The following is an 18,283-nucleotide window of genomic DNA, read 5'->3' as shown; positions in this document are numbered from 1 at the left end:
CTCAGGCTTCCGCCCGGATGTGTTCGCCCAGCGTGTCCATGCATGAATCCAGGCGCTGCTGGCAGCCGATATCGGCTTCGGCCTGCGCCGTGATCACGCGGCACTCGCCGAGCGCCAGTTTTTCATCTGGCACCAGACGCCAGGCTGTTGCGCGCTCCGGCGCCAGCTCCTTGATGCGGGTGCATTCCTCGGGGTTGAGCAGGATGCGTACGTCTTCCTGATCGCCCGGCATGGCGGCCAGGGCTTCCTCCGCCAGCGTCAGCAGCTGGGTCGGATGGAGGGTCAGCTCACAGCGAATCACCTGCTTGGAGACTTTCTGCACCAACTCCAGCAGTTGCTCGCGACGCGCCTGCTCGAACTCCTGACGGAAGCGCTCGAAGCGCTCGACCAGTTCATCCATGGGCCGGGCCGCTTCGTCGAATGCGCGACGTCCCTGGGCACGACCTTCTTCGCGGCCGATGGCCTTGCCGTCCTCGACACCGCGCTCGAACCCTTCGCGGTGCCCGGCCTCACGACCCTGCTCCAGGCCCTGCTCGTAGCCCTTGTCGATGCCTTCCTGAAAGCCATCGGCAACCGCGCGCTGTAAAGCGGCCGGATCACCGGCCATGCTGTCGGCCAGTTCGGCGGCGGTGCGCACGCGAGGCGGAAAGCGGAACGGGCGCCAGGAGCGGCCTTCACCCTTGATGATCTTGATGCTCATCGGCGCTTACTCGACGGTCTGTTCGCGGAACAGCTGAACCTGCAGATCGCCTTCGTTGGACATGTCGCGGACCACCGCCATGATGTCCTTGCGCACCTGCTCCACCCGCGACAGCGGCACCGGGCCCTGGCGACGGTTGATCGATTCCATCTGCTGCGCCTGCCGCTTGGGCATCGCACCCTGGATGGCCTTGACCAGCGCGGGTTCGGCGCCCTTGAGCGCGACCACCCACTCTTCTAGCGGGATCACTTCCAGCAGGGTCTGCAATACGTCCTGGTTCTGCCGCGAGAGGATGAAGAAGTCATACATCTCATCCTCGATCTTGCCCACCAGCTCTTCGTTGTGGGCGCGCAACAACTCGAACATCTGGTCACGGTTGCCCTTGAAGCGGTTCATGATGTCCGCCGCCTGCTTGACGCCGCGCACCTGCGAACCCTGATTCGAGAGCACCTGCAAGCTGCGATCGATGAGCTGTTCCAGCTCGGCGATCACGTCGCTGTTGACCTCGTTGAGGTTGGCGATGCGGTAGAGCAGCTCGTCCTGACGCTCGGCCGGCATGCACTCGAGCACGTCGGTGGCCATGCCCGGCGGCAGGAACGCGAGGAACACCGCCTGCATCTGCGCGTGCTCCTTGGCGATCAGCGCAGCGAACTGCTTGGGATCGAGCCACTCCATCTTGGCCATCTTGGCGCGGATCTCCTCGCCATAGATGGAGTCGAGCAGCGAACGGGTGATGTCGCCGCCCAGCGCCTTGCCAAGCATGCCGGACAGGTAGGTGCGCGAGGCGCCCTTGATGCTGCTTTGCTCCTTGTAATCGTCGAAGAAGCGGCTGATCACATCGGAAACCATCGGCTGCTTGACGTTGGACAGACGCGCCATCGCCTGGCTGATGCTGATGATTTCCTCACGGGAAAAGTTGCGCAGGATGCCCGCGGAAATGTCGTCGCCCATGCTCAGCATGAGGATCGCCGCCTGATCCAGCGAACTCACCGAGCGCAACTGCACCGGGCGCGCCTTGATTTCCTTACTCGAGCCGGTCACCGACTCAGCTGGCTGGGTTGAGGTCTCTTTCATTGCGGCCTATCCAATGCTTGATGACTTCCGAAACGCGCTCCGGGTCGTTCTTGGCGAGCATCTGTAGATGCTCGATCTGTAGCTCCAGCCCCGAACCGGGCGCTGGCAGGCGAATTTCCGAGAGCGGATTGAGTTCGCCGAATACGTGGATGCCGTCGCCACTGGGCCGTGGGCTGGCCAATGCCGCGCGGGCCTCGGCCTCGATGGGCAGCGGCCCGGGCGCAGCCGCCAGGGTGCCTTCAAGTGCAACCGGATCAGCTTCGCCTGGCGCGTTGCGCTGGGTCAGGCTGCGAACAGCCGGACGTACCACGATCAACAGCAGCAGCAGTGCGATCAGGCCGGCCACGCCGAGCTTGGCCAGGGCATGCACTTGACTGTTTTCCCACCACGGCACTTCTTCAGTGACGGTTTCAACAGCGGCGAAGGGCAGCACGCTGAGGGTCAGCAGGTCGCCACGCGTTTCCTTGAAACCAACGGCGCTGCGTACCATGGCTTCGAGTTCCGCGCGGGCCTCGTCGCTCCAGCCACCTTCCGGCGCGGCGGCGGCGTTGAGCACCACCGCCACGCTCTGCTGGCGCAGGGCAAAACCGGCGTGCTTCACGTGGATCACGCTCTGGTCGTAGTCCAGTTGACGGGTGGATTCTTCGCGCAGGGAGGTCGCCCCCTTGGTCTCGCCTGGGGCCGGCTTGGGCTCCTCACCTTCCTTCGGCGGGGCCACAGGTCGGTTGGCCAGTGAGCCGGGCACGCCGAGCGCCAGTTGATCCAGCGCGCTTTCATTGCTCAGCACTTCGCGACGCAGACGTGGGGTTTCGCCGTAGGACTGGAGCGTCTCTTCCTTCTGGCTGAAATCGATATCGGCCGCCACGCTGATGCGGTAGTTACCGCTGCCCAGCACCGGCGCCAGCACTTCCTCGATATTAGCCACGGCCTTCTGCTGGTACTCCTCCACCGCACCCCAGCTCTGCGACGGGCCACCACCGACATTCAGACCGCGAGACAGCAGTGCACCGTATTGATCGACCACGCCGACGTCTTCGCCCTTGAGGTTGGGCACGCTGCCGGCCACCAGATTGACGATCGCGCCAACCTGATCCGCGCTCAGCTTGTAGCCGGGCTCCAGCTGCACCATCACCGAAGCCTTGGTCGGTGCGCGCTTGCTGACCACGAAGGAGCTGTTCTCCTCCTGCGCCAAGTGCACACGGGCATGCTGGATGCCCTTGAGCGACATCACGGTGCGCGCCAGCTCGCCTTCGAGGCTGCGCTTGAGCCGCACGTCCTGAACGAACTGGCTGGTGCCCAGCGGCTCTTCCTTGTCGAACAGCTCGTAGCCGGCCGGCAGCGCCACCTTCACACCCTTGGCGGCGAGCAGCATGCGCGCACGGGACAGCTGGTCCTCACGCACCAGAATCTGCCCGCTCTGCGGATGGATGCGGTATTGCACGGCCTCGGCATCGAGCACCTGCATCACCTCGGCGACCGGAAAGGCTTCACCGGCGCCATGCAGCGGCCGGAACGAGCCGTTGTCGCGCCACAGGTAGAAGGCCACGGCCACCGCCAGCGCGGCAGCGATCACCGCCATGCCGGCGAGCGTTACCCGCGGGTCGAGTTGGAAGCCACCTGCTGGCATCCTGCTTTTCAGTTTTTCAAACACGGCTTAGCTCTCACGCTCGATCACAGCGGCATTCTCATGACGTCATCGAACGCCGTGGTCAGTTTGTTGCGCACTTGCAGCAACGCGGAGAACGACACGCTGGCCTTCTGGCTGTCGATCATTGCACCCACCAGGTCGTCACTCTTGCCACTGTCCACCGCGGCCATGGCTGCGCCGGCCTGGTGTTGCTGGGCGTCGACCGAACGCATTGCCGCCATGAACATCCCGCCCGCATCGGGCGCCGCCTGGTCAGCCGGCTTGATGGCCGCGCCTGAGGCGACACCCTGGAGCTGCTGCATCCGGCCCAGCAGTTCCTGCTGTACCTGAGTGATTGAACTCATCGCTGGCTCTCCCTTGACTTGTTTAAATCAGAAATTCAGCTCAATGCCCTGCTCGCGCATGGCATTGAGGCGGTAGCGCAAAGCGCGTGAAGTCATGCCGAGGCTGGCTGCGGCCTTGGTCTTGTGCCCGTCGAACTTGCGAATGGTGTCGATCACGTGCTGGTACTCGGCCCACTTGCCGCTGGCGCGCAGGGCGGCCTTGCCGGTCTCGGCGGTGGGTAGCGGCAGCCGCTCGGTGCGCACTTCGGCTTGTGCCGGTGCTGCCAGGCCGAGGTCTTGCGGCTGAATGAACAGGCCGTTGCGCAGTACCAGGGCGCGCTGCACGGTGTTCTCCAGCTCGCGAGCGTTGCCCGGCCAGTCGTGTTGCAGCAGGGCGCGGCAGGCATCGCTGGTGAACAATTCTTCACCGGCCTCCTGCGGCGCGTACTTGGCCACGAAACGGCGAGCCAGTGGCAGCACGTCTTCCTTGCGCTCACGCAGGGGGCTGATGTGCAGCGGCAGCACGTCGAGACGGAACATCAGGTCGGCGCGGAAGCGCCCTTGCGCCACTTCCAGCTGCAGATCGCGGTTGGTGGCGGCGATGATGCGCACGTTGAGTTCGATTTCCTTGCGTCCACCGAGGCGCTCCACGCGCTGCTCCTGCAGTACGCGAAGCAACTTGGCTTGCAGCCCCAGCGGCAGCTCGCCGATTTCGTCGAGTAGCAGGGTGCCGCCGTTGGCCAGTTCGAACTTGCCCGGCTGGGCCGTCACCGCACCGGTAAAGGCGCCCTTCTCGTGACCGAACAGAATCGATTCGAGCATCTGCTCGGGGATGGCCGCACAGTTGACTGCAATGAAGGGTGCATCGGCACTGGCCGAGAAACGATGGATGTAACGTGCCATCAGTTCCTTGCCGGTTCCGGTTTCACCGGTGATCAGGATCGGCGCGCGGGTCAGCGACACACGCTGCGCCATGGCCAGCAAACGACGGCCAGCCTGGGAGCAGGAGACGAAACTTTCCTGAGCCGCGTCGGCGAATTCCTGACGACGCAACAATGCGCTTAACTGACTTTCGCTGAACGGCGACAACAAGTAGTCGACGCAACCCAGTTCAAGTAAGGCCGCGGCTTTTTCCTGATCGGCATACTGCACGACGGGAATAACGCTGATGGCGCGTCCACGACGAATCAGTGAATCGACCTGCGTATAGAGAGTTGGCTGTTGCATGCCGCTGATCAGAATAAAAACCAGCGACGCGCCCTTCAATGCGGCGTTATCCAGACCATTCAGACCGGCATAGGAAAAGACCGCACAACCTTCCTTGCGCAGACCCGTTTCAAGGAATTCGCAACCCGCCTCTGCGGGATTGCCGACAATAAGTATTTTCTTGCGCGCCGGCGCTGGAGCGAATAGCTCTTCGCGGGAGTAGTTCATTGCATGACTGACACTATTCAATGTGACCACCTTGGCGCTGTTACGCCTGTTGCTCGAGCACAACGCCGGATTCGCTGAAAAATTTATTTAAGTCTTTCGGAACTTTTGTCGCCCTGCCTGTCCAACTCGCCGAACGAGACAGGTAACTGCAGCCGATCACTCCGAAACAATTGCGCGCACGCTAACAAGCCCGCCCGGAACTGCCCAATCAGTTCCGCTAAATTAAAATCAAATGCTCATCAGTGATCTCAAAAAAGATCAATTGATACCTATTGATTTAATTCTTCCTCGCGCCCAAGCCTAGACTGGCGGCACGCTAGAGCCGTGCCCGTGACCTCAGGCATTGCACACCCGCCCTGGCCAAACCTTCTTCTGCTTATACCCGCGCGACAGGCCTTCGCCAGCCGTGCAAGAACCAGGAACTACCGTTCACAACATGTCTGGCAATTCAAAAGTCCACCATGGCGTGCCCGCCCAAAGCCTGACTGTATTAAAACCGCAGAAGCTTGGCCGGCATCACCACAAGATTCCTCAGTTCATCAAGGAAACCACCAATAAGAACCCTCGCTTGATCGGCGACTACTTTTTGCGCAATTACCGGATCAGCCTCGAGCTGAGCAAGGTCGATGTTCAGGAGCCGGCAGATAACGCACCGGAATGCATCTACCGTTCGCCGATGGGAAAAGTTGGTTTTTCAATTGACCGGGCCCTGCTCACCGAGGCACTCGAGTGCTATTACGGCGGAACAATCGTGCCCAGTCAGGAAGCACCGCCGATCAGCACTTCCGAACAACGGATGCGTGATCGACTGGGCTTGGATCTGACTTATATTTTTGCGCGCTCGATATTATCCGGCGACACATTCGGCGCACTTGAGCGCTATGAAAACGATTACGAAGAAACCACTTGGGAATATGTCGCTGAGTTCGAATACATCAGCCACCTGACCAATAGCCGCTCATCGATTTTCATTCATCTGGACACCGATCTGGTCGATGAACTGACCAGTCGCCTGGCCGGCCCGGTGCCCGCCCGGCTGACCGGTAACCCGGTCGATCACATCAAACACCTGCCGGTACGCCTGGATTGTGTAGTCGCCTCGGTGCAGATGCCGCTGTCGCAGGTACTTGCCCTGCAGCTCAACGACATTCTCATGGTGCGCCCGCTGGACCGTTACGAAGTGCGCATCAACCAGCAGAAGCTCTATCGGGGGACTGTCTTCGAAGAAGACGGCGCCTTGTTCCTCACTTCACTTGAAAGCGTGAAATCCCAATGACCGGTCAACTGTCCGACAACGAATTCGAGAACCTCATCAACGAGGGCGACCTGAGCCTCGACGGCACCGACGAGCCAGCCGCCGCGCCCGCTCCCCAGCCCCAGGCGCCACGCCAGGACCTGAGCTTCTTCGGCAAGATCCCGGTGAACGTCACCCTGGAAGTGGCCTCGGCAGAGATTTCGCTGAAAGAATTGATGGAGTGCGACACCAGCAGCGTCATCGTGCTCGACAAAGTGGCCGGCGAGCCGCTGGACGTGAAGGTCAACGGCACCCTGTTCGCCAAGGCCGAAGTGGTGGTGATGAACGGCAGCTATGGCCTGCGTATCGTCGAACTGTCCGGCGTCGGCCTGGATGCGCTGACGCAATGAAGCTGCGCCACGGGCTGTCGCTGCTGTGCCTGCTGCTGGCCAGCCTGTTCCCGCTGGTGGCGCAGGCTGCCGGTGGCGAAATCACTCTGTTCAACCTGAACGATACCGAGAACGGCCAGGAATTCAGCATCAAGCTGCAGATCCTGATCATCATGACGCTGCTGGGCTTCCTGCCGGCGATGCTGATGATGATGACCTGCTTTACCCGCTTCATCATCGTGCTGGCCATCCTGCGCCAGGCCATCGGCCTGCAACAGAGCCCGCCGAACCAGGTGCTGATCGGCATTGCACTGATCGTCACCCTGCTGGTGATGCGCCCGGTCTGGCAGGAGATTCATAGCGCCGCCTTCGAGCCCTTCCAGAACGACGAGATCAGCCTGGAACAGGCGCTGGACGTGTCCAAAACCAGCCTCTCGGCGTTCATGCTGGCGCAGACCAACAAGACCTCGCTGGAAACCATGGTCTCGCTGGCAGGCGAGGAAGTGCCGGAGAACCTCGATGATCTGGACTTCTTCCTGCTGTTGCCGGCGTTCGTGCTCAGCGAGCTGAAAACAGCCTTTCAGCTCGGCTTCATGATCTTCGTGCCGTTTCTGGTAATCGACCTGGTAGTCGCCAGCGTGCTGATGGCGATGGGCATGATGATGCTGTCGCCGATGATGATTTCGCTGCCGTTCAAGTTGATGGTGTTTGTGTTGGTGGATGGGTGGGCGTTGTTGATGGGGACCCTGACCACCAGTATTCAGCCGTTTTAGGGGGCGCCGTGAACAGTCGTCGCTCTCCTTATGCCATAACCGCTGAGCGGTCTGTCGCTTTTCGTAGGAGCGAGCTTGCTCGCGATCCGGCGGAGTTGCCGCAACCTGATAACGACGACGCCGCCGCTCTGCTGGGGGCCCCAGCCTCAGGTTTCGCCCTGCTGGGCGAGTCCCTTTTGGCAGTTGCCCCAAAAGGAACCAAAAGGTCTTGCCCCTGCATCCGGGTCTCGCTGCGCTCGACTTCCCTCATTCCATCGCTGCTCCGAGGGTCGCCGCGCAAGGGCCATCCATGGCCCTTCACGGCTCTCGCGGCATCCATGCCGCTCGCCCCTCTGCGCAGCGATTCCATTCGGCCTCCTGAAAGGGGCGTTCGGCGTCGTCTGGCAGGTCGTGCAATGGAAAAGCAAGAAGCAGTGTCGAGCCAGGGTCACTTAATCAATAACCTTCAGAAGTTCGTAGGGTGGAAAACTGCGGAGCATTTTCCACCACGATTGATCCCACAATTGATATCGGACCTTGCCCACCAAAAGCGGTGGGTAAGCTTCGCGTTACCCACCCTACATATAGCCCTTACAACCGTTTCGTTGCACGCCCCATCACACACCACCGGATCGCCCCTTTCAGGAGGCCGAGCGCAGGTGGCGTGTAAGGGGTTGAGCGGCATGGATGCCGCGAGAGCGGCGTTGGGCCATGGATGGCCCGTCGCCGCGGGCCCCTGGAACGTCACCGGAGCGAGGGAAGTCGAGCGCAGCGAGACCCGGATGCAGGGGCAAGCGTTTTTGCTTACTTTTTCCGCGCCTGGAAAAAGTGAGTCGCCCAGCAGGGCGAAACCAATGCCTCAGCCAACCCGGCCAACAGGGATCACTCAACGAACCCAAAGCCAAAGCCAAAGCCAAAGCCAAAAAGCTTCGCTAGGAACTCGGTCTCGCTCCCCGCTCCTACAAAAAGCGTCGGAACCACTGCAGACGGCGCAATCCGTAGCACCGGCCAGAGAAAGCGCGGCGCGATCTAGCAGCATACGGGCTGCCAACACCGGATCGCGAGCAAGCTCGCTCCTACATGGGCTTACTGCCGCGCTAACCGGCACAACCACCCTCACCTCCCAGGTGCTCCCATGCTGACCCCAGACACCGCCGTCAATATCATCTCCAACGCCATCCACGTCATCGTGCTGGTGGTCTGCGTACTGGTGGTGCCGAGCCTGCTCGGCGGCCTGCTGGTGAGCATTTTCCAGGCCGCCACCCAGATCAACGAACAGATGCTCAGCTTTCTGCCGCGCCTGCTGATCACCCTCGGCATGCTGGTGTTCGCCGGGCACTGGATCCTGCGGACCTTCAGCGACCTGTTCATCGAAACCTTCACCCAAGCCGGGCGGCTGGTCGGTTAGCCGTGGGCAACGAACCCATCATGCAGGTCGGTCAATACCTGCAGTCGCTGCTGGGTTACTGGTGGCCGTTCTGCCGGATCATGGCGGTGTTCAGCCTGGCGCCGATGTTCAGCCACAAGTCGCTGAGCATCCGCGCGCGGGTGCTGCTGGCGATTGCGCTGACGGTGGTGCTCACCGCCGCCCTGCCGCCCACAGCGCCCATCGACCCGCTGTCCATGAAGGGCATTCTCACCGCGCTGGAGCAGATCGCCATGGGCCTGCTGCTGGGCGTGGCCCTAATGCTGGTGTTCACCGTATTCACCCTGATCGGCGACATCGTCTCGACCCAGCTGGGGCTGTCCATGGCGGTGTTCAACGACCCCATGAACGGTGTGTCGTCGGCCTCGATCGTCTATCAGCTGTATTTCATCCTGCTGGCGCTGCTGTTCTTCGCCACCGATGGGCATCTGGTGATCGTGACCATCATCTATCAGAGCTTCATCTTCTGGCCGGTCGGCAGCGGCATCCATTTCGACGGCCTGCAGACCATCGCGATGTCGCTGAGCTGGGTCATTTCCGCCGCCCTGCTGATCGCGCTACCCATCGTCTTCTGCATGACGCTGGTGCAGTTCTGCTTTGGCCTGCTCAACCGCATCTCGCCAGCGATGAACCTGTTCTCCCTGGGCTTTCCGATGGCGATCATCGCCGGGCTGATCCTGATTTTCCTGACCCTGCCAAACCTGTCGGAAGCCTACCTGCACCTGACCCGCGAGCTACTGGGCAACATCGGCGAGATTCTGCGGAGCGGCCGCGATGTCTGAGCAGAACAGCAGCCAGGAAAAAACCGAAGAGGCCTCCGAGCAGAAACTCAAGAAGAGTCGCGACGATGGCCAGGTGACCCGCTCCAAGGACGTGGCCACCACCGTCTCGCTGCTGGCCACGCTACTGGTACTCAAATTCAGCTTGGGCTTTTTTTTCGACGGCCTGCAGCAGGCGTTCAGTTACTCGTACATCGACTTCCACAAGAGCGAAATCACCGTCGATGATCTGCAGCTGATCCTCACCCATAACCTGCTGGTGTTCATCAGCGTGCTGCTGCCATTGCTGGTCACGCCGATCCTGGTGATCGCCTTCGCCCTGGTGCCGGGCGGCTGGGTGTTCGCCTCGAAGAACTTTTCCCCCCAGTTCAGCAAGCTCAACCCCATTACCGGCCTGGGCCGGATGGTGGGCGCGCAGAACTGGACCGAGCTTCTCAAGTCGCTGCTGAAGATCACCACCCTGCTGGGCATCGCCGTCGGCCAGCTGTATTACGCCGCGCCCAAACTGATCGCCTTGCAGCGCAGCGACATCACCAATGCCATCAGCAGTGCCTTTTCGCTGACCTTCGATCTGGCGATTTCGCTGCTGCTGGTATTCGTGCTGTTCTCGTTCATCGACATCCCGCTGCAGCGCTTCTTCTTTCTGAAAAAGATGCGTATGACCAAGCAGGAGCGCAAGGAAGAGCACAAGAACCAGGAAGGCCGGCCCGAGGTAAAGGCGCGGATCAAGCAGCTGCAGCGCCAACTGGCCCAACGGCAGATCAGCCGAGTGATCAAGGACGCCGACGTGGTGATCGTCAACCCGACGCATTACGCCGTGGCGCTCAAGTACGACCCGAAGAAGGCCGAAACACCTTTCGTCATCGCCCGTGGTGTCGATGAAACGGCGCTGTACATCCGCAAGCTGGCCCAGGCCAACAACCTGGAAGTGGTTGAGCTGCCCCCGCTGGCACGGGCGATCTACTTCAGTACCCAGGTCAACCAGCAGATCCCGGCGCCGCTCTACACCGCGGTGGCCCATGTGCTGACCTACATCCTCCAGCTCAAGGCCTGGAAGCAGGGTCGCCGGGCCAAGCCCAAGCTGACCAGTGACATCCATATTCCCGAAGAACTGTTCAACCGAGCCCGATCATGAGCCTGATTCAGAAACTGACACCGACCTTCAGCAGCGGACGGATTGGGATTCCGCTGATCATCCTGTCGATTCTGGCGATGATCATCCTGCCGCTGCCACCGCAGCTGCTGGACGTGCTGTTCACGTTCAACATCGCCATGTCGATTCTGGTGTTGCTGGTCAGCGTGTCGTCGAAGAGTCCGCTGGATTTCTCGCTGTTCCCGACGGTGATTCTGGTCACCACGCTGATGCGCCTGACCCTGAACGTCGCCTCGACGCGGGTGGTGCTGCTCGAAGGTCACAGCGGCACGGGCGCAGCGGGCAAGGTGATCGAGGCCTTCGGTGAGGTGGTGATCGGCGGTAACTTCATCGTCGGTCTGGTGGTGTTCGTGATCCTGATGCTGATCAACTTCATCGTGATCACCAAGGGCGGCGAACGGATCTCCGAGGTCACGGCGCGCTTTACCCTGGACGCCCTGCCCGGCAAGCAGATGGCCATCGACGCCGATCTCAACGCCGGCTTGTTGACCAATGAAGACGCCAAGGCCCGCCGTCAGGAAGTGGCCAAGGAAGCCGACTTCTACGGTGCGATGGACGGTGCCTCGAAGTTCGTTCGCGGTGACGCCATCGCCGGCATCCTGATCCTGCTGATCAACCTCTTCGGTGGTTTTGCCATCGGCGTGTTCGTTCACGACCTGGCGGCGGGCGAAGCCTTCAAGCAGTACGCCCTGCTGACCATCGGTGACGGCCTGGTCGCGCAGATTCCGGCGCTGCTGCTGTCCACCGCAGCGGCGATCATCGTCACCCGCATCAATGAATCCAGCGACATCACCAGCCAGGTTCAGCGCCAGCTGCTGGCCAACCCGGCCTCGCTGTACACCGTAGCCGGCATTCTCTTCGTGCTCGGCCTGGTGCCGGGCATGCCGCATCTGGCGTTTATCGGTTTCGCGGCGCTGATCGGTTTCATCGGCTGGCGGGTGTCGCTGCACGAGCCGCCTGCCGCTGGGGCCGATCTCAAGGAGATCCAGGCCATCGGTCAGGCGATGGACAAGGAAAAGGCGCAATCGCTGGCCTGGGAAGACATTCCGCTGGTCGAGCGGCTGTCGATTTCGCTGGGTTACAAGCTGGTCGGGCTGGTCAACGAAGCCTCCGGCGCGCCGTTGCCGGCGCGGGTGCGTGGCGTGCGCCAGACCCTGTCGGAGCACCTGGGCTTCCTGCTGCCCGAAGTGCAGATTCGCGACAGCTTGCGGCTCAAGGCGTCGCAATATGACATCTACATCAATGGCGAAAAGATCGACGGCGCCGAGCTGCATGCCGATCGCCTGATGGCGATTCCGTCACCCGAGCTGTACGGCGAGATCGACGGCATCCTCGGCACCGACCCGGCCTACCGCATGCAGGTGGTGTGGATTCAGCCGTCGGACAAATCCCGCGCGCTGAACCTTGGCTATCAGGTCATCGATTGCGCCAGCGTGGTTGCCACGCACCTGAACAAGGTGGTGCGTGAGCACCTGCCGGATCTGTTCAAGCACGACGACGTCGAGCACCTGATGCAGCGCTTGACGCTGCAGGCGCCGAAGCTCGCTGAAAGCCTCAAGAACGCCCTGAGCTACACCCAGCAGATGCGCGTCTACCGCCAGCTGCTACTGGAAGAAGTCCCGCTGCGCGATATCGAAACCATCGCCAGCACCCTGCTTGAATGCAGCGAAACCACCAAGGACCCGGTGCTGCTGGCTGCCGACGTGCGCTACGCGCTGCGCCGCAGCATCGTTTCGATGATCGCCGGTGATCGCCGCGAACTGGCGGTTTTCGTGCTGGAAAATGCGCTGGAAAACACGTTGCTCAATGCGCTGGCGATCGCCCAGCAAGCCGGCCAGGTAAGTCTGGACAATATTCCGGTGGAGCCGAGTCTGCTCAACCAGCTGCAGAACAGCATGCCGGTGGTGAAGGAAAAGCTGCGCAAGGATGGTCACCCGCCGATCCTTACCGTGATGCCGCAGCTGCGTCCGTTGCTGTCGCGCTATGCGCGGGTGTTCAGCCCCGGCCTGCACGTGCTGTCGCAAAACGAGATCCCGGATCGGGTCGGGGTGAACATTCTCGGCACGCTGGGTTAACAGCCGTAGCCCTTGGCCCGTCGTGAGAAGGCCAAGGGCGCCCAGTATCGTGCGGCCTGTCAGCGGCCCGCCCGAACGACCACGGATCGCCAGCAAGCTGGCTCCTACGGGTGCGGGGAGGCGGTCCCGCTCACTGTCCGAGCGAGCTGCCTTTGTAGGAGCGACCTTGATCGCGATCAAGGATCCTTCGTGGCTACTCGCACGCAGACCAAGGATCGCCAGCAAGCTGGCTCCTACGGGTGCGGGGAGGCGATCCCGCTCACTGTCCGTGCGGACTGCTTATGTAGGAGCAACCTTGGTCGCGATCAAGGATCCGTCGTGGCTACTCGCACGCAGACCAAGGATCGCCAGCAAGCTGGCTCCTACGAGTGCGGGGAGGCGATCTCGCTCACTGTCCGTGCGGGCTGCTTATGTAGGAGCGACCTTGGTCGCGATCAAGGATCCTTCGTCGCTACTCGCACGCAGACCAAGGATCGCCAGCAAGCTGGCTCCTACAGGTGTAGGACGGCGCAACCGTTCGCCCCGAGCGAGCCACCCTTGTAGGAGCGACCTTGGTCGCGATCAAGGGCCCTGCGTGGCTGCAGACTGCCAGCAGAGCGTGCGCCTACAGCCCTCCGGGCAAACACGGGCCGTCTGGATTGCTCAGAGGTTCTCGGCCAGGAACACCAAGCTCCGCCCATGGGCCAGCGCCGCAGCGTTCTGGTTGTACATGGGCCGTGCCCAGCAGTTGAAGCCGTGGTCGACGCCCGGATAGGTCTCGATCTGCGCTTGACCGACCTGGGCCATCTTTTCCTGCACGGCGGCTACCGCGTCGGAGTCAATGTGGTCGTCTTCTTCGGCGAAGTGGAACAGCGTCGGGCAGGTGATCCGCTCGGCCTGGTCCAGGCGTTTCTCGATGCTGCCGGGGTAGTAGCAGACTGCAGCATCGACGCCCGCATTGGCCGCGCTCAGAAACGACAGCACGCCGCCCATGCAATAGCCCACCGACGCCACGCGGCCGTTGCAGTCATCGCGCCCGCGCAGCAGCTCGACGCTGCGCCGTAGATCGTCGATCGCCAGGTCGAAATCCAGCGCCTGCATCAGCGAGAAGGCCTGCTCCCAGTCCTCCTCGCCATAACCGAGCTGGACGCCCGGTTCGCTGCGCCAGAACAGGTCCGGAGCCACTACGACGTAGCCATCGGATGCGTACTGGTCGGCGACCGACTGGATGTGTTCGTTGACACCGAAGATTTCCTGAATCAGCACGATGCCCGGGCCATGGCCGGCGGGCGGCAGTGCCAGGTAGCCCTTGAAGGTCTTGCCGTCTTGCGCGGGAATGTCGATCCACTGTGAAGTCATGCCTGTCTCCGTTGGGTTGCGAGTTGCCGGACAATTTCAGGCGCACCTAAGAGCACCGGTCGAACAGGTGCGACAGGTACAAAGGGGCAGAGTTCGCGGGCTCAGCCCTGCGTTCAGTCACGCTATGTCCGCCTGTCATTACGGCAGAGGCGACAAGGAACATTCCGCCGCGCGCCTTGGGTCAGAGGTTCTGACTCGACAGCCCGGCTCCATTAACATGCCGAGCTTGCTTCGACACCTAACCAACACGGAGACGACCGATGCCTCAGGCGCCGGCGCCAGACGCTCACACCCTTAGCGGCGAACCGAACAATCCGCGTCTTTATCGAAAGATCGCCTGGCGGCTGATTCCGTTTCTGTGCTTCTGCTACCTGGCCGCCTACCTGGACCGCATCAATGTCGGCTTCGCCAAGTTGCAGATGGCCGAGCAGCTGCAGCTCAGCGAAGCGGCCTTCGGCCTGGGTGCGGGCCTGTTCTTCGTCGGTTACATCCTCTTCGAAGTGCCCAGCAACCTGATCCTCAAGCGTGTCGGCGCACGGGTCTGGATTGCGCGGATCATGATCACCTGGGGCGTGCTGTCGGCCTGCACCATGCTGGTCACCACACCGGCGCAGTTCTACGTGGTGCGCCTGCTGCTGGGCGTCGCCGAGGCGGGCTTCCTGCCGGGCGTGCTCTATTACCTAACGTTGTGGTTCCCGACCTATCGCCGAGGGCGGATCATCGCGCTGTTCATGATCGGCCTGCCGCTGTCGAGCGTCATCGGCGCGCCCTTGTCCGGCTGGATTCTCGGTGCATTCGATCAGGTACAGGGCCTGCGTGGCTGGCAATGGCTGTTCCTGCTCGAAGGCATTCCCAGCGTGCTGCTCGGGCTGATGGCGCTACGCGTACTGCCCGACGGCCCGAAACGCGCCGACTGGCTGGATATCAACGAGCAGGGCCAGGTGCTGCGCGACCTGACCCTCGATGAGGCGCAGAGCCCGGCCAGTGGCGAGACCTTTCGCCAGGGCTTTTTCAACCTCAAGGTGTGGATGCTCGGCGGCATCGATTTCGCGATCTTGCTGAGCGCCTATGCGCTGGGCTTCTGGATGCCGACCTTCATCCGCAACGCCGGCGTCAGTGATGTGTCGGAGATCGGCCTGCTGACCGCCGTGCCCAGCATCGCCGCGGTGCTCGGCATGCTTGTGCTGGGCGCCAGCTCCGACCGCTTCCGCGAGCGCCGCTGGCACATCATCCTGCCGTTCTGGATCGGCGCCGTCGCCATGGCAACCAGCACCGCGTTCACCGACAACGTGATCATGACGGTGCTGCTGTTCTCCATTGCCCAGGCGGCAATCATCGGTGCGGTTCCGGTATTTTTCAGCCTGCCGGCGACCTTTCTCACCGGCACCGCGGCAGCGACCGGCTTCGCCCTGGCCTGCTCCTTGGCGAACATCGCCGGGCTGGTCAGCAATACGCTGATTGGCGTCACGCTCGACCTCACCGGGGAAAGCGGTGCGGCGTTGTGGTTCTTCGCAGCGTGTCTGGTGCTCGGCTCGCTGCTGGTGATCGCGCTGCCGGCCAAGGTGGTGAACCGCTAATCGCGCCGCTTGGGCATCAGTTCGCCAATCAACCGGGTGTATTCCTCACTCGGGCGATCCAGGGAGAAGCCCATTTCGAAACTGTCGCGGCGGGAATCCTTGCGCACCCACTGGCAGAGCACCACGATCTGCACTTCACGGGTTCGATCACCCACGGTCGGCACGTGCAGGCACATCTCATAGCAGCCGTTCACGCCCAATGGCTGCTTGGCGACCAGGCGCAACCCGCCTTTCGACAGGTCAGCCACATAACCCATAGGGTCGCCGCTGAGACGATTGGTGACCTGGATACGGCTGAGATGGCGGAAGGTGAGTCGGCTGTGTTGGCGCATGGCGAGGCTCTGGCAGTCCTTTGTTCCGCTGCGAAACGGCCGGGATCGTCCTCCCAGGCATAACGGTGGCGGCGTGCTTAAAGGCTGCAAGCGACCGAAACACAACGAAAATTAAGGGATCAGCCAATTATTTTTTACAGCTAGCGGAGCGGGGCCACGGCTCCGCTCCGCAACCCTGGCTAGCGCTCGGGGCGATTCTGCTTGTTGCGCTTCAACGCCTCTTCATCGCTGACCTCATCGGCCATGCCCGGCGGGACGTTGTAGGCGCCGCCTGGAACGTCGTCACGATCACCGCCAGCGGCTTCGCCATTGGTGGTCCTGCCCGCCTGGTCGATGCGCTCATCGTTGCGATCGTTGATCGTTTCCAGGTTTTCCTTGCCGCGTTCGGATTGATTCATGGTGACCTCCGTCTGGTTGCTCATTCGGACACCGCTCGGCATCTCTATAGGTTAGGAAGACGCGCGATCGCAGAAGTTGCATGCAAATCTGCCGAGATGGCCGGCCATTCGGCAGGCGCGCTGAACTAATCCGGCATAGCGACGGCCAAAAAATCATCTGGGGGGTTCCCCACTGCCACCGTGTGAATCTATGCAACTGACTCGAAGCATGCCCGTCGACACCACGCCAGTGACCTGTGAGGTGGCAGCGCCTTCCAGGGCGCTTTACTTCGCCCTGCTCGACGCCCCCGATGACGCAGCCGTGCGCAATCGCGCCGCCGACTACCTCAATGCAAAGCTGGACGAAGCCTCAGCGCTGCCCTGCGACCTGCCGCCAGACCCAGCCGGGCTCGGGGATTGGCTGGAGGCGCACACGGCAAAGATCGGCGGGCAATATCAGGCCTACCTTGACGAACGCCGCGCCGGCGCGCCACGCCGCTACTTCACCAGCAAGGCTCATGCGCTGCACTTTCTGCGCGGTGTAGCACCGACCAAACTGGTCGATGGCGCTTGGCTCTATGGCCTGCTGCAGCGCTGGGACGATGCGCGCTTCACTTCGCTGATTCAGACCTATCTCGAGGAGCTGGGCGAAGGTCAGCCGGAAAAGAACCACGTGGTGCTTTACCGCAAGCTGCTCGCCAGCCAGGGCTGTGACGACTGGCAGACGCTGGATGACGACAACTTCGTCCAAGGCGTCATCCAGCTGGCGCTGGCCGAGCACGCCGAGCAGTTCATGCCTGAGGTAATCGGTTTCAACCTCGGCTATGAACAACTCCCGCTGCACCTCTTGATCAGCTCCTATGAGCTCACCGAGCTGGGCATCGACCCCTATTACTTCACCTTGCACGTGACGGTCGACAACGCCGACAACGGCCATGCGAAGAAGGCCATTCAAGGCTTGCTTGCGGCCTGGCCGCAGGTGGGCGACAGCGAAGAGTTCTACCGACGAGTCATGAACGGCTATCGCCTGAATGATCTGGGTGCAAGCACGCTTTCGGTGATTGGCGGTTTCGACCCGGAGCAGGAAGTGATGCGCGTGCTGGAGAAGAAGGCCGGCGTCGGCCAGTTCGTGCATTCGGACTACTGCCGCTTCGATGGGCGTACCGTGAACCAATGGCTGGCTGAGCCGGAACAGATCCCGCAATTCATCGAGACGCTGCAGCGCCGCAGCTGGATCAAGCGCCACGAAGACCCGCAAAACAGCCGATTCTGGCAGCTGATTACCGGCGAACAGGCCCCGATGTTCGGCGTATTCAGCGCCCACGAGCAGCAACTGATTCACGACTGGATCGCTGGCGACTGGCTGGCTGAGCAGACGCCCACCCGTGGCAAGCCGCGCCCGTCGCTTGCACAACGCCAGGTGCCGTTCAGCAGCCGTCGACGGACGTCTACCGAGCGGCCGGCAAAGCCGGCGCTGGTGCAGCAGGGCCAGCACGTCAGCGACTTCGATCAGGAAGCCTTGCTGCTCGAGCAGCAACTGACCCAGCTGCCCACACGTGAAGCACGCATGCGCCACTTGCTGCCGCTGTTGGCACCGACGCGCCATCACAGCGCGGCCGGGCTGCTGGCCACCCGCATCTTCACCGGATTGTTCAATTGAGGCGAACTCGCC

The 18,283-nt window shown here is 61.9% G+C and carries 17 protein-coding genes; 9 read left to right on the top strand and 8 right to left on the bottom strand.

Annotation, left to right across the window (positions count from 1 at the left end):
* Position 1: 1 nt before the first annotated feature.
* The 5 genes from fliH to ACIGHL_RS09105 are packed head-to-tail and all read right to left on the bottom strand — an operon-like array spanning position 2 to position 5,179.
* Positions 2 to 700, bottom strand: coding sequence for a flagellar assembly protein FliH (gene fliH / locus ACIGHL_RS09125; RefSeq protein ID WP_128119691.1), 699 nt, complete (start codon positions 698 to 700; stop codon positions 2 to 4).
* 6 nt (positions 701 to 706) lie between these two features.
* Positions 707 to 1,774: a FliG C-terminal domain-containing protein gene (locus ACIGHL_RS09120; protein WP_128119692.1), complete on the bottom strand. Its 1,068-nt coding sequence runs from the start codon at positions 1,772 to 1,774 to the stop codon at positions 707 to 709.
* Positions 1,746 to 3,425 carry a flagellar basal-body MS-ring/collar protein FliF gene (gene fliF, locus ACIGHL_RS09115; RefSeq protein WP_128119693.1) on the bottom strand — a complete coding sequence of 560 codons (1,680 nt, stop codon included), beginning with the start codon at positions 3,423 to 3,425 and terminating at the stop codon, positions 1,746 to 1,748. Before fliF ends, ACIGHL_RS09120 begins: the two co-directional genes overlap by 29 nt.
* Before the next feature lie 20 nt (positions 3,426 to 3,445).
* Entirely contained in the window at positions 3,446 to 3,766 is a 321-nt protein-coding gene (gene fliE / locus ACIGHL_RS09110; protein ID WP_128119694.1) for a flagellar hook-basal body complex protein FliE, read from the bottom strand.
* Between the two features lie 27 nt (positions 3,767 to 3,793).
* Complete coding sequence (locus ACIGHL_RS09105) at positions 3,794 to 5,179, bottom strand: sigma-54-dependent transcriptional regulator (protein ID WP_128119802.1); 1,386 nt, start codon at positions 5,177 to 5,179, stop codon at positions 3,794 to 3,796.
* 436 nt (positions 5,180 to 5,615) lie between these two features.
* On the opposite strand from ACIGHL_RS09105, the gene ACIGHL_RS09100 reads away from it, so the two are divergent.
* The 7 genes from ACIGHL_RS09100 (at position 5,616) to ACIGHL_RS09070 (ending at position 12,987) form a co-directional block, all read left to right on the top strand.
* Positions 5,616 to 6,455 (top strand): FliM/FliN family flagellar motor C-terminal domain-containing protein, encoded by an 840-nt coding sequence (locus tag ACIGHL_RS09100; protein ID WP_128119695.1) that lies wholly within the window; start codon positions 5,616 to 5,618, stop codon positions 6,453 to 6,455.
* A complete protein-coding gene (gene fliN / locus ACIGHL_RS09095; protein WP_046163473.1) occupies positions 6,452 to 6,823 on the top strand; it encodes a flagellar motor switch protein FliN in 372 nt (123 codons plus the stop codon). Before ACIGHL_RS09100 ends, fliN begins: the two co-directional genes overlap by 4 nt.
* Positions 6,820 to 7,575: a flagellar type III secretion system pore protein FliP gene (gene fliP / locus ACIGHL_RS09090; RefSeq protein WP_128119696.1), complete on the top strand. Its 756-nt coding sequence runs from the start codon at positions 6,820 to 6,822 to the stop codon at positions 7,573 to 7,575. Before fliN ends, fliP begins: the two co-directional genes overlap by 4 nt.
* A 1,114-nt stretch (positions 7,576 to 8,689) precedes the next feature.
* Positions 8,690 to 8,962: a flagellar biosynthetic protein FliQ gene (locus tag ACIGHL_RS09085; protein WP_045422699.1), complete on the top strand. Its 273-nt coding sequence runs from the start codon at positions 8,690 to 8,692 to the stop codon at positions 8,960 to 8,962.
* 20 nt (positions 8,963 to 8,982) lie between these two features.
* Entirely contained in the window at positions 8,983 to 9,762 is a 780-nt protein-coding gene (fliR, locus tag ACIGHL_RS09080; RefSeq protein ID WP_128119697.1) for a flagellar biosynthetic protein FliR, read from the top strand.
* Positions 9,755 to 10,894 carry a flagellar biosynthesis protein FlhB gene (gene flhB / locus ACIGHL_RS09075; RefSeq protein WP_216707016.1) on the top strand — a complete coding sequence of 380 codons (1,140 nt, stop codon included), beginning with the start codon at positions 9,755 to 9,757 and terminating at the stop codon, positions 10,892 to 10,894. Before fliR ends, flhB begins: the two co-directional genes overlap by 8 nt.
* The gene (locus ACIGHL_RS09070) at positions 10,891 to 12,987 is read left to right on the top strand and encodes a flagellar biosynthesis protein FlhA (RefSeq protein ID WP_128119698.1); all 2,097 of its coding nucleotides are present in this window, start codon (positions 10,891 to 10,893) and stop codon (positions 12,985 to 12,987) included. Before flhB ends, ACIGHL_RS09070 begins: the two co-directional genes overlap by 4 nt.
* A 642-nt stretch (positions 12,988 to 13,629) precedes the next feature.
* Here ACIGHL_RS09070 and ACIGHL_RS09065 read toward each other — a convergent pair.
* Complete coding sequence (locus ACIGHL_RS09065) at positions 13,630 to 14,325, bottom strand: dienelactone hydrolase family protein (protein WP_046163467.1); 696 nt, start codon at positions 14,323 to 14,325, stop codon at positions 13,630 to 13,632.
* Positions 14,326 to 14,585: 260 nt separating this feature from the next.
* Here ACIGHL_RS09065 and ACIGHL_RS09060 point away from each other — a divergent pair, with 260 nt between their 5' ends.
* On the top strand, positions 14,586 to 15,902 hold the full coding sequence (locus tag ACIGHL_RS09060; protein ID WP_128119699.1) for an MFS transporter: 1,317 nt from the start codon (positions 14,586 to 14,588) through the stop codon (positions 15,900 to 15,902).
* Here ACIGHL_RS09060 and ACIGHL_RS09055 read toward each other — a convergent pair.
* Positions 15,899 to 16,234, bottom strand: coding sequence for a PilZ domain-containing protein (locus ACIGHL_RS09055; RefSeq protein ID WP_046163465.1), 336 nt, complete (start codon positions 16,232 to 16,234; stop codon positions 15,899 to 15,901). The genes ACIGHL_RS09060 and ACIGHL_RS09055 overlap by 4 nt on opposite strands.
* 179 nt (positions 16,235 to 16,413) lie before the next feature.
* The gene (locus ACIGHL_RS09050; protein ID WP_128119700.1) at positions 16,414 to 16,632 is read right to left on the bottom strand and encodes a hypothetical protein; all 219 of its coding nucleotides are present in this window, start codon (positions 16,630 to 16,632) and stop codon (positions 16,414 to 16,416) included.
* A 190-nt stretch (positions 16,633 to 16,822) separates the two neighbouring features.
* On the opposite strand from ACIGHL_RS09050, the gene ACIGHL_RS09045 reads away from it, so the two are divergent.
* Positions 16,823 to 18,271, top strand: a complete 1,449-nt coding sequence (locus tag ACIGHL_RS09045) for an iron-containing redox enzyme family protein (protein WP_128119701.1) — start codon at positions 16,823 to 16,825, stop codon at positions 18,269 to 18,271.
* Positions 18,272 to 18,283 lie beyond the last annotated feature (12 nt).

Source organism: Pseudomonas sp. NPDC077451 (assembly GCF_044543345.1).
Classification (GTDB): domain Bacteria; phylum Pseudomonadota; class Gammaproteobacteria; order Pseudomonadales; family Pseudomonadaceae; genus Stutzerimonas.
This window is presented reverse-complemented; position numbering and strand designations above follow the sequence as displayed.

What these genes read in the sequence shown, in the direction of transcription:
- fliN (WP_046163473.1), top strand. Translation starts at nt 6,452, where the DNA reads ATGACCGGTCAACTGTCCGACAACGAATTCGAGAACCTCATCAACGAG.
- ACIGHL_RS09070 (WP_128119698.1), top strand. Translation starts at nt 10,891, where the DNA reads ATGAGCCTGATTCAGAAACTGACACCGACCTTCAGCAGCGGACGGATT.
- ACIGHL_RS09100 (WP_128119695.1), top strand. Translation starts at nt 5,616, where the DNA reads ATGTCTGGCAATTCAAAAGTCCACCATGGCGTGCCCGCCCAAAGCCTG.
- ACIGHL_RS09065 (WP_046163467.1), bottom strand. Translation starts at nt 14,325, where the DNA reads ATGACTTCACAGTGGATCGACATTCCCGCGCAAGACGGCAAGACCTTC.
- ACIGHL_RS09060 (WP_128119699.1), top strand. Translation starts at nt 14,586, where the DNA reads ATGCCTCAGGCGCCGGCGCCAGACGCTCACACCCTTAGCGGCGAACCG.
- fliH (WP_128119691.1), bottom strand. Translation starts at nt 700, where the DNA reads ATGAGCATCAAGATCATCAAGGGTGAAGGCCGCTCCTGGCGCCCGTTC.
- ACIGHL_RS09055 (WP_046163465.1), bottom strand. Translation starts at nt 16,234, where the DNA reads ATGCGCCAACACAGCCGACTCACCTTCCGCCATCTCAGCCGTATCCAG.
- fliR (WP_128119697.1), top strand. Translation starts at nt 8,983, where the DNA reads ATGCAGGTCGGTCAATACCTGCAGTCGCTGCTGGGTTACTGGTGGCCG.
- ACIGHL_RS09085 (WP_045422699.1), top strand. Translation starts at nt 8,690, where the DNA reads ATGCTGACCCCAGACACCGCCGTCAATATCATCTCCAACGCCATCCAC.
- ACIGHL_RS09050 (WP_128119700.1), bottom strand. Translation starts at nt 16,632, where the DNA reads ATGAATCAATCCGAACGCGGCAAGGAAAACCTGGAAACGATCAACGAT.
- flhB (WP_216707016.1), top strand. Translation starts at nt 9,755, where the DNA reads ATGTCTGAGCAGAACAGCAGCCAGGAAAAAACCGAAGAGGCCTCCGAG.
- fliE (WP_128119694.1), bottom strand. Translation starts at nt 3,766, where the DNA reads ATGAGTTCAATCACTCAGGTACAGCAGGAACTGCTGGGCCGGATGCAG.
- fliP (WP_128119696.1), top strand. Translation starts at nt 6,820, where the DNA reads ATGAAGCTGCGCCACGGGCTGTCGCTGCTGTGCCTGCTGCTGGCCAGC.
- ACIGHL_RS09045 (WP_128119701.1), top strand. Translation starts at nt 16,823, where the DNA reads ATGCAACTGACTCGAAGCATGCCCGTCGACACCACGCCAGTGACCTGT.
- ACIGHL_RS09105 (WP_128119802.1), bottom strand. Translation starts at nt 5,179, where the DNA reads ATGAACTACTCCCGCGAAGAGCTATTCGCTCCAGCGCCGGCGCGCAAG.
- ACIGHL_RS09120 (WP_128119692.1), bottom strand. Translation starts at nt 1,774, where the DNA reads ATGAAAGAGACCTCAACCCAGCCAGCTGAGTCGGTGACCGGCTCGAGT.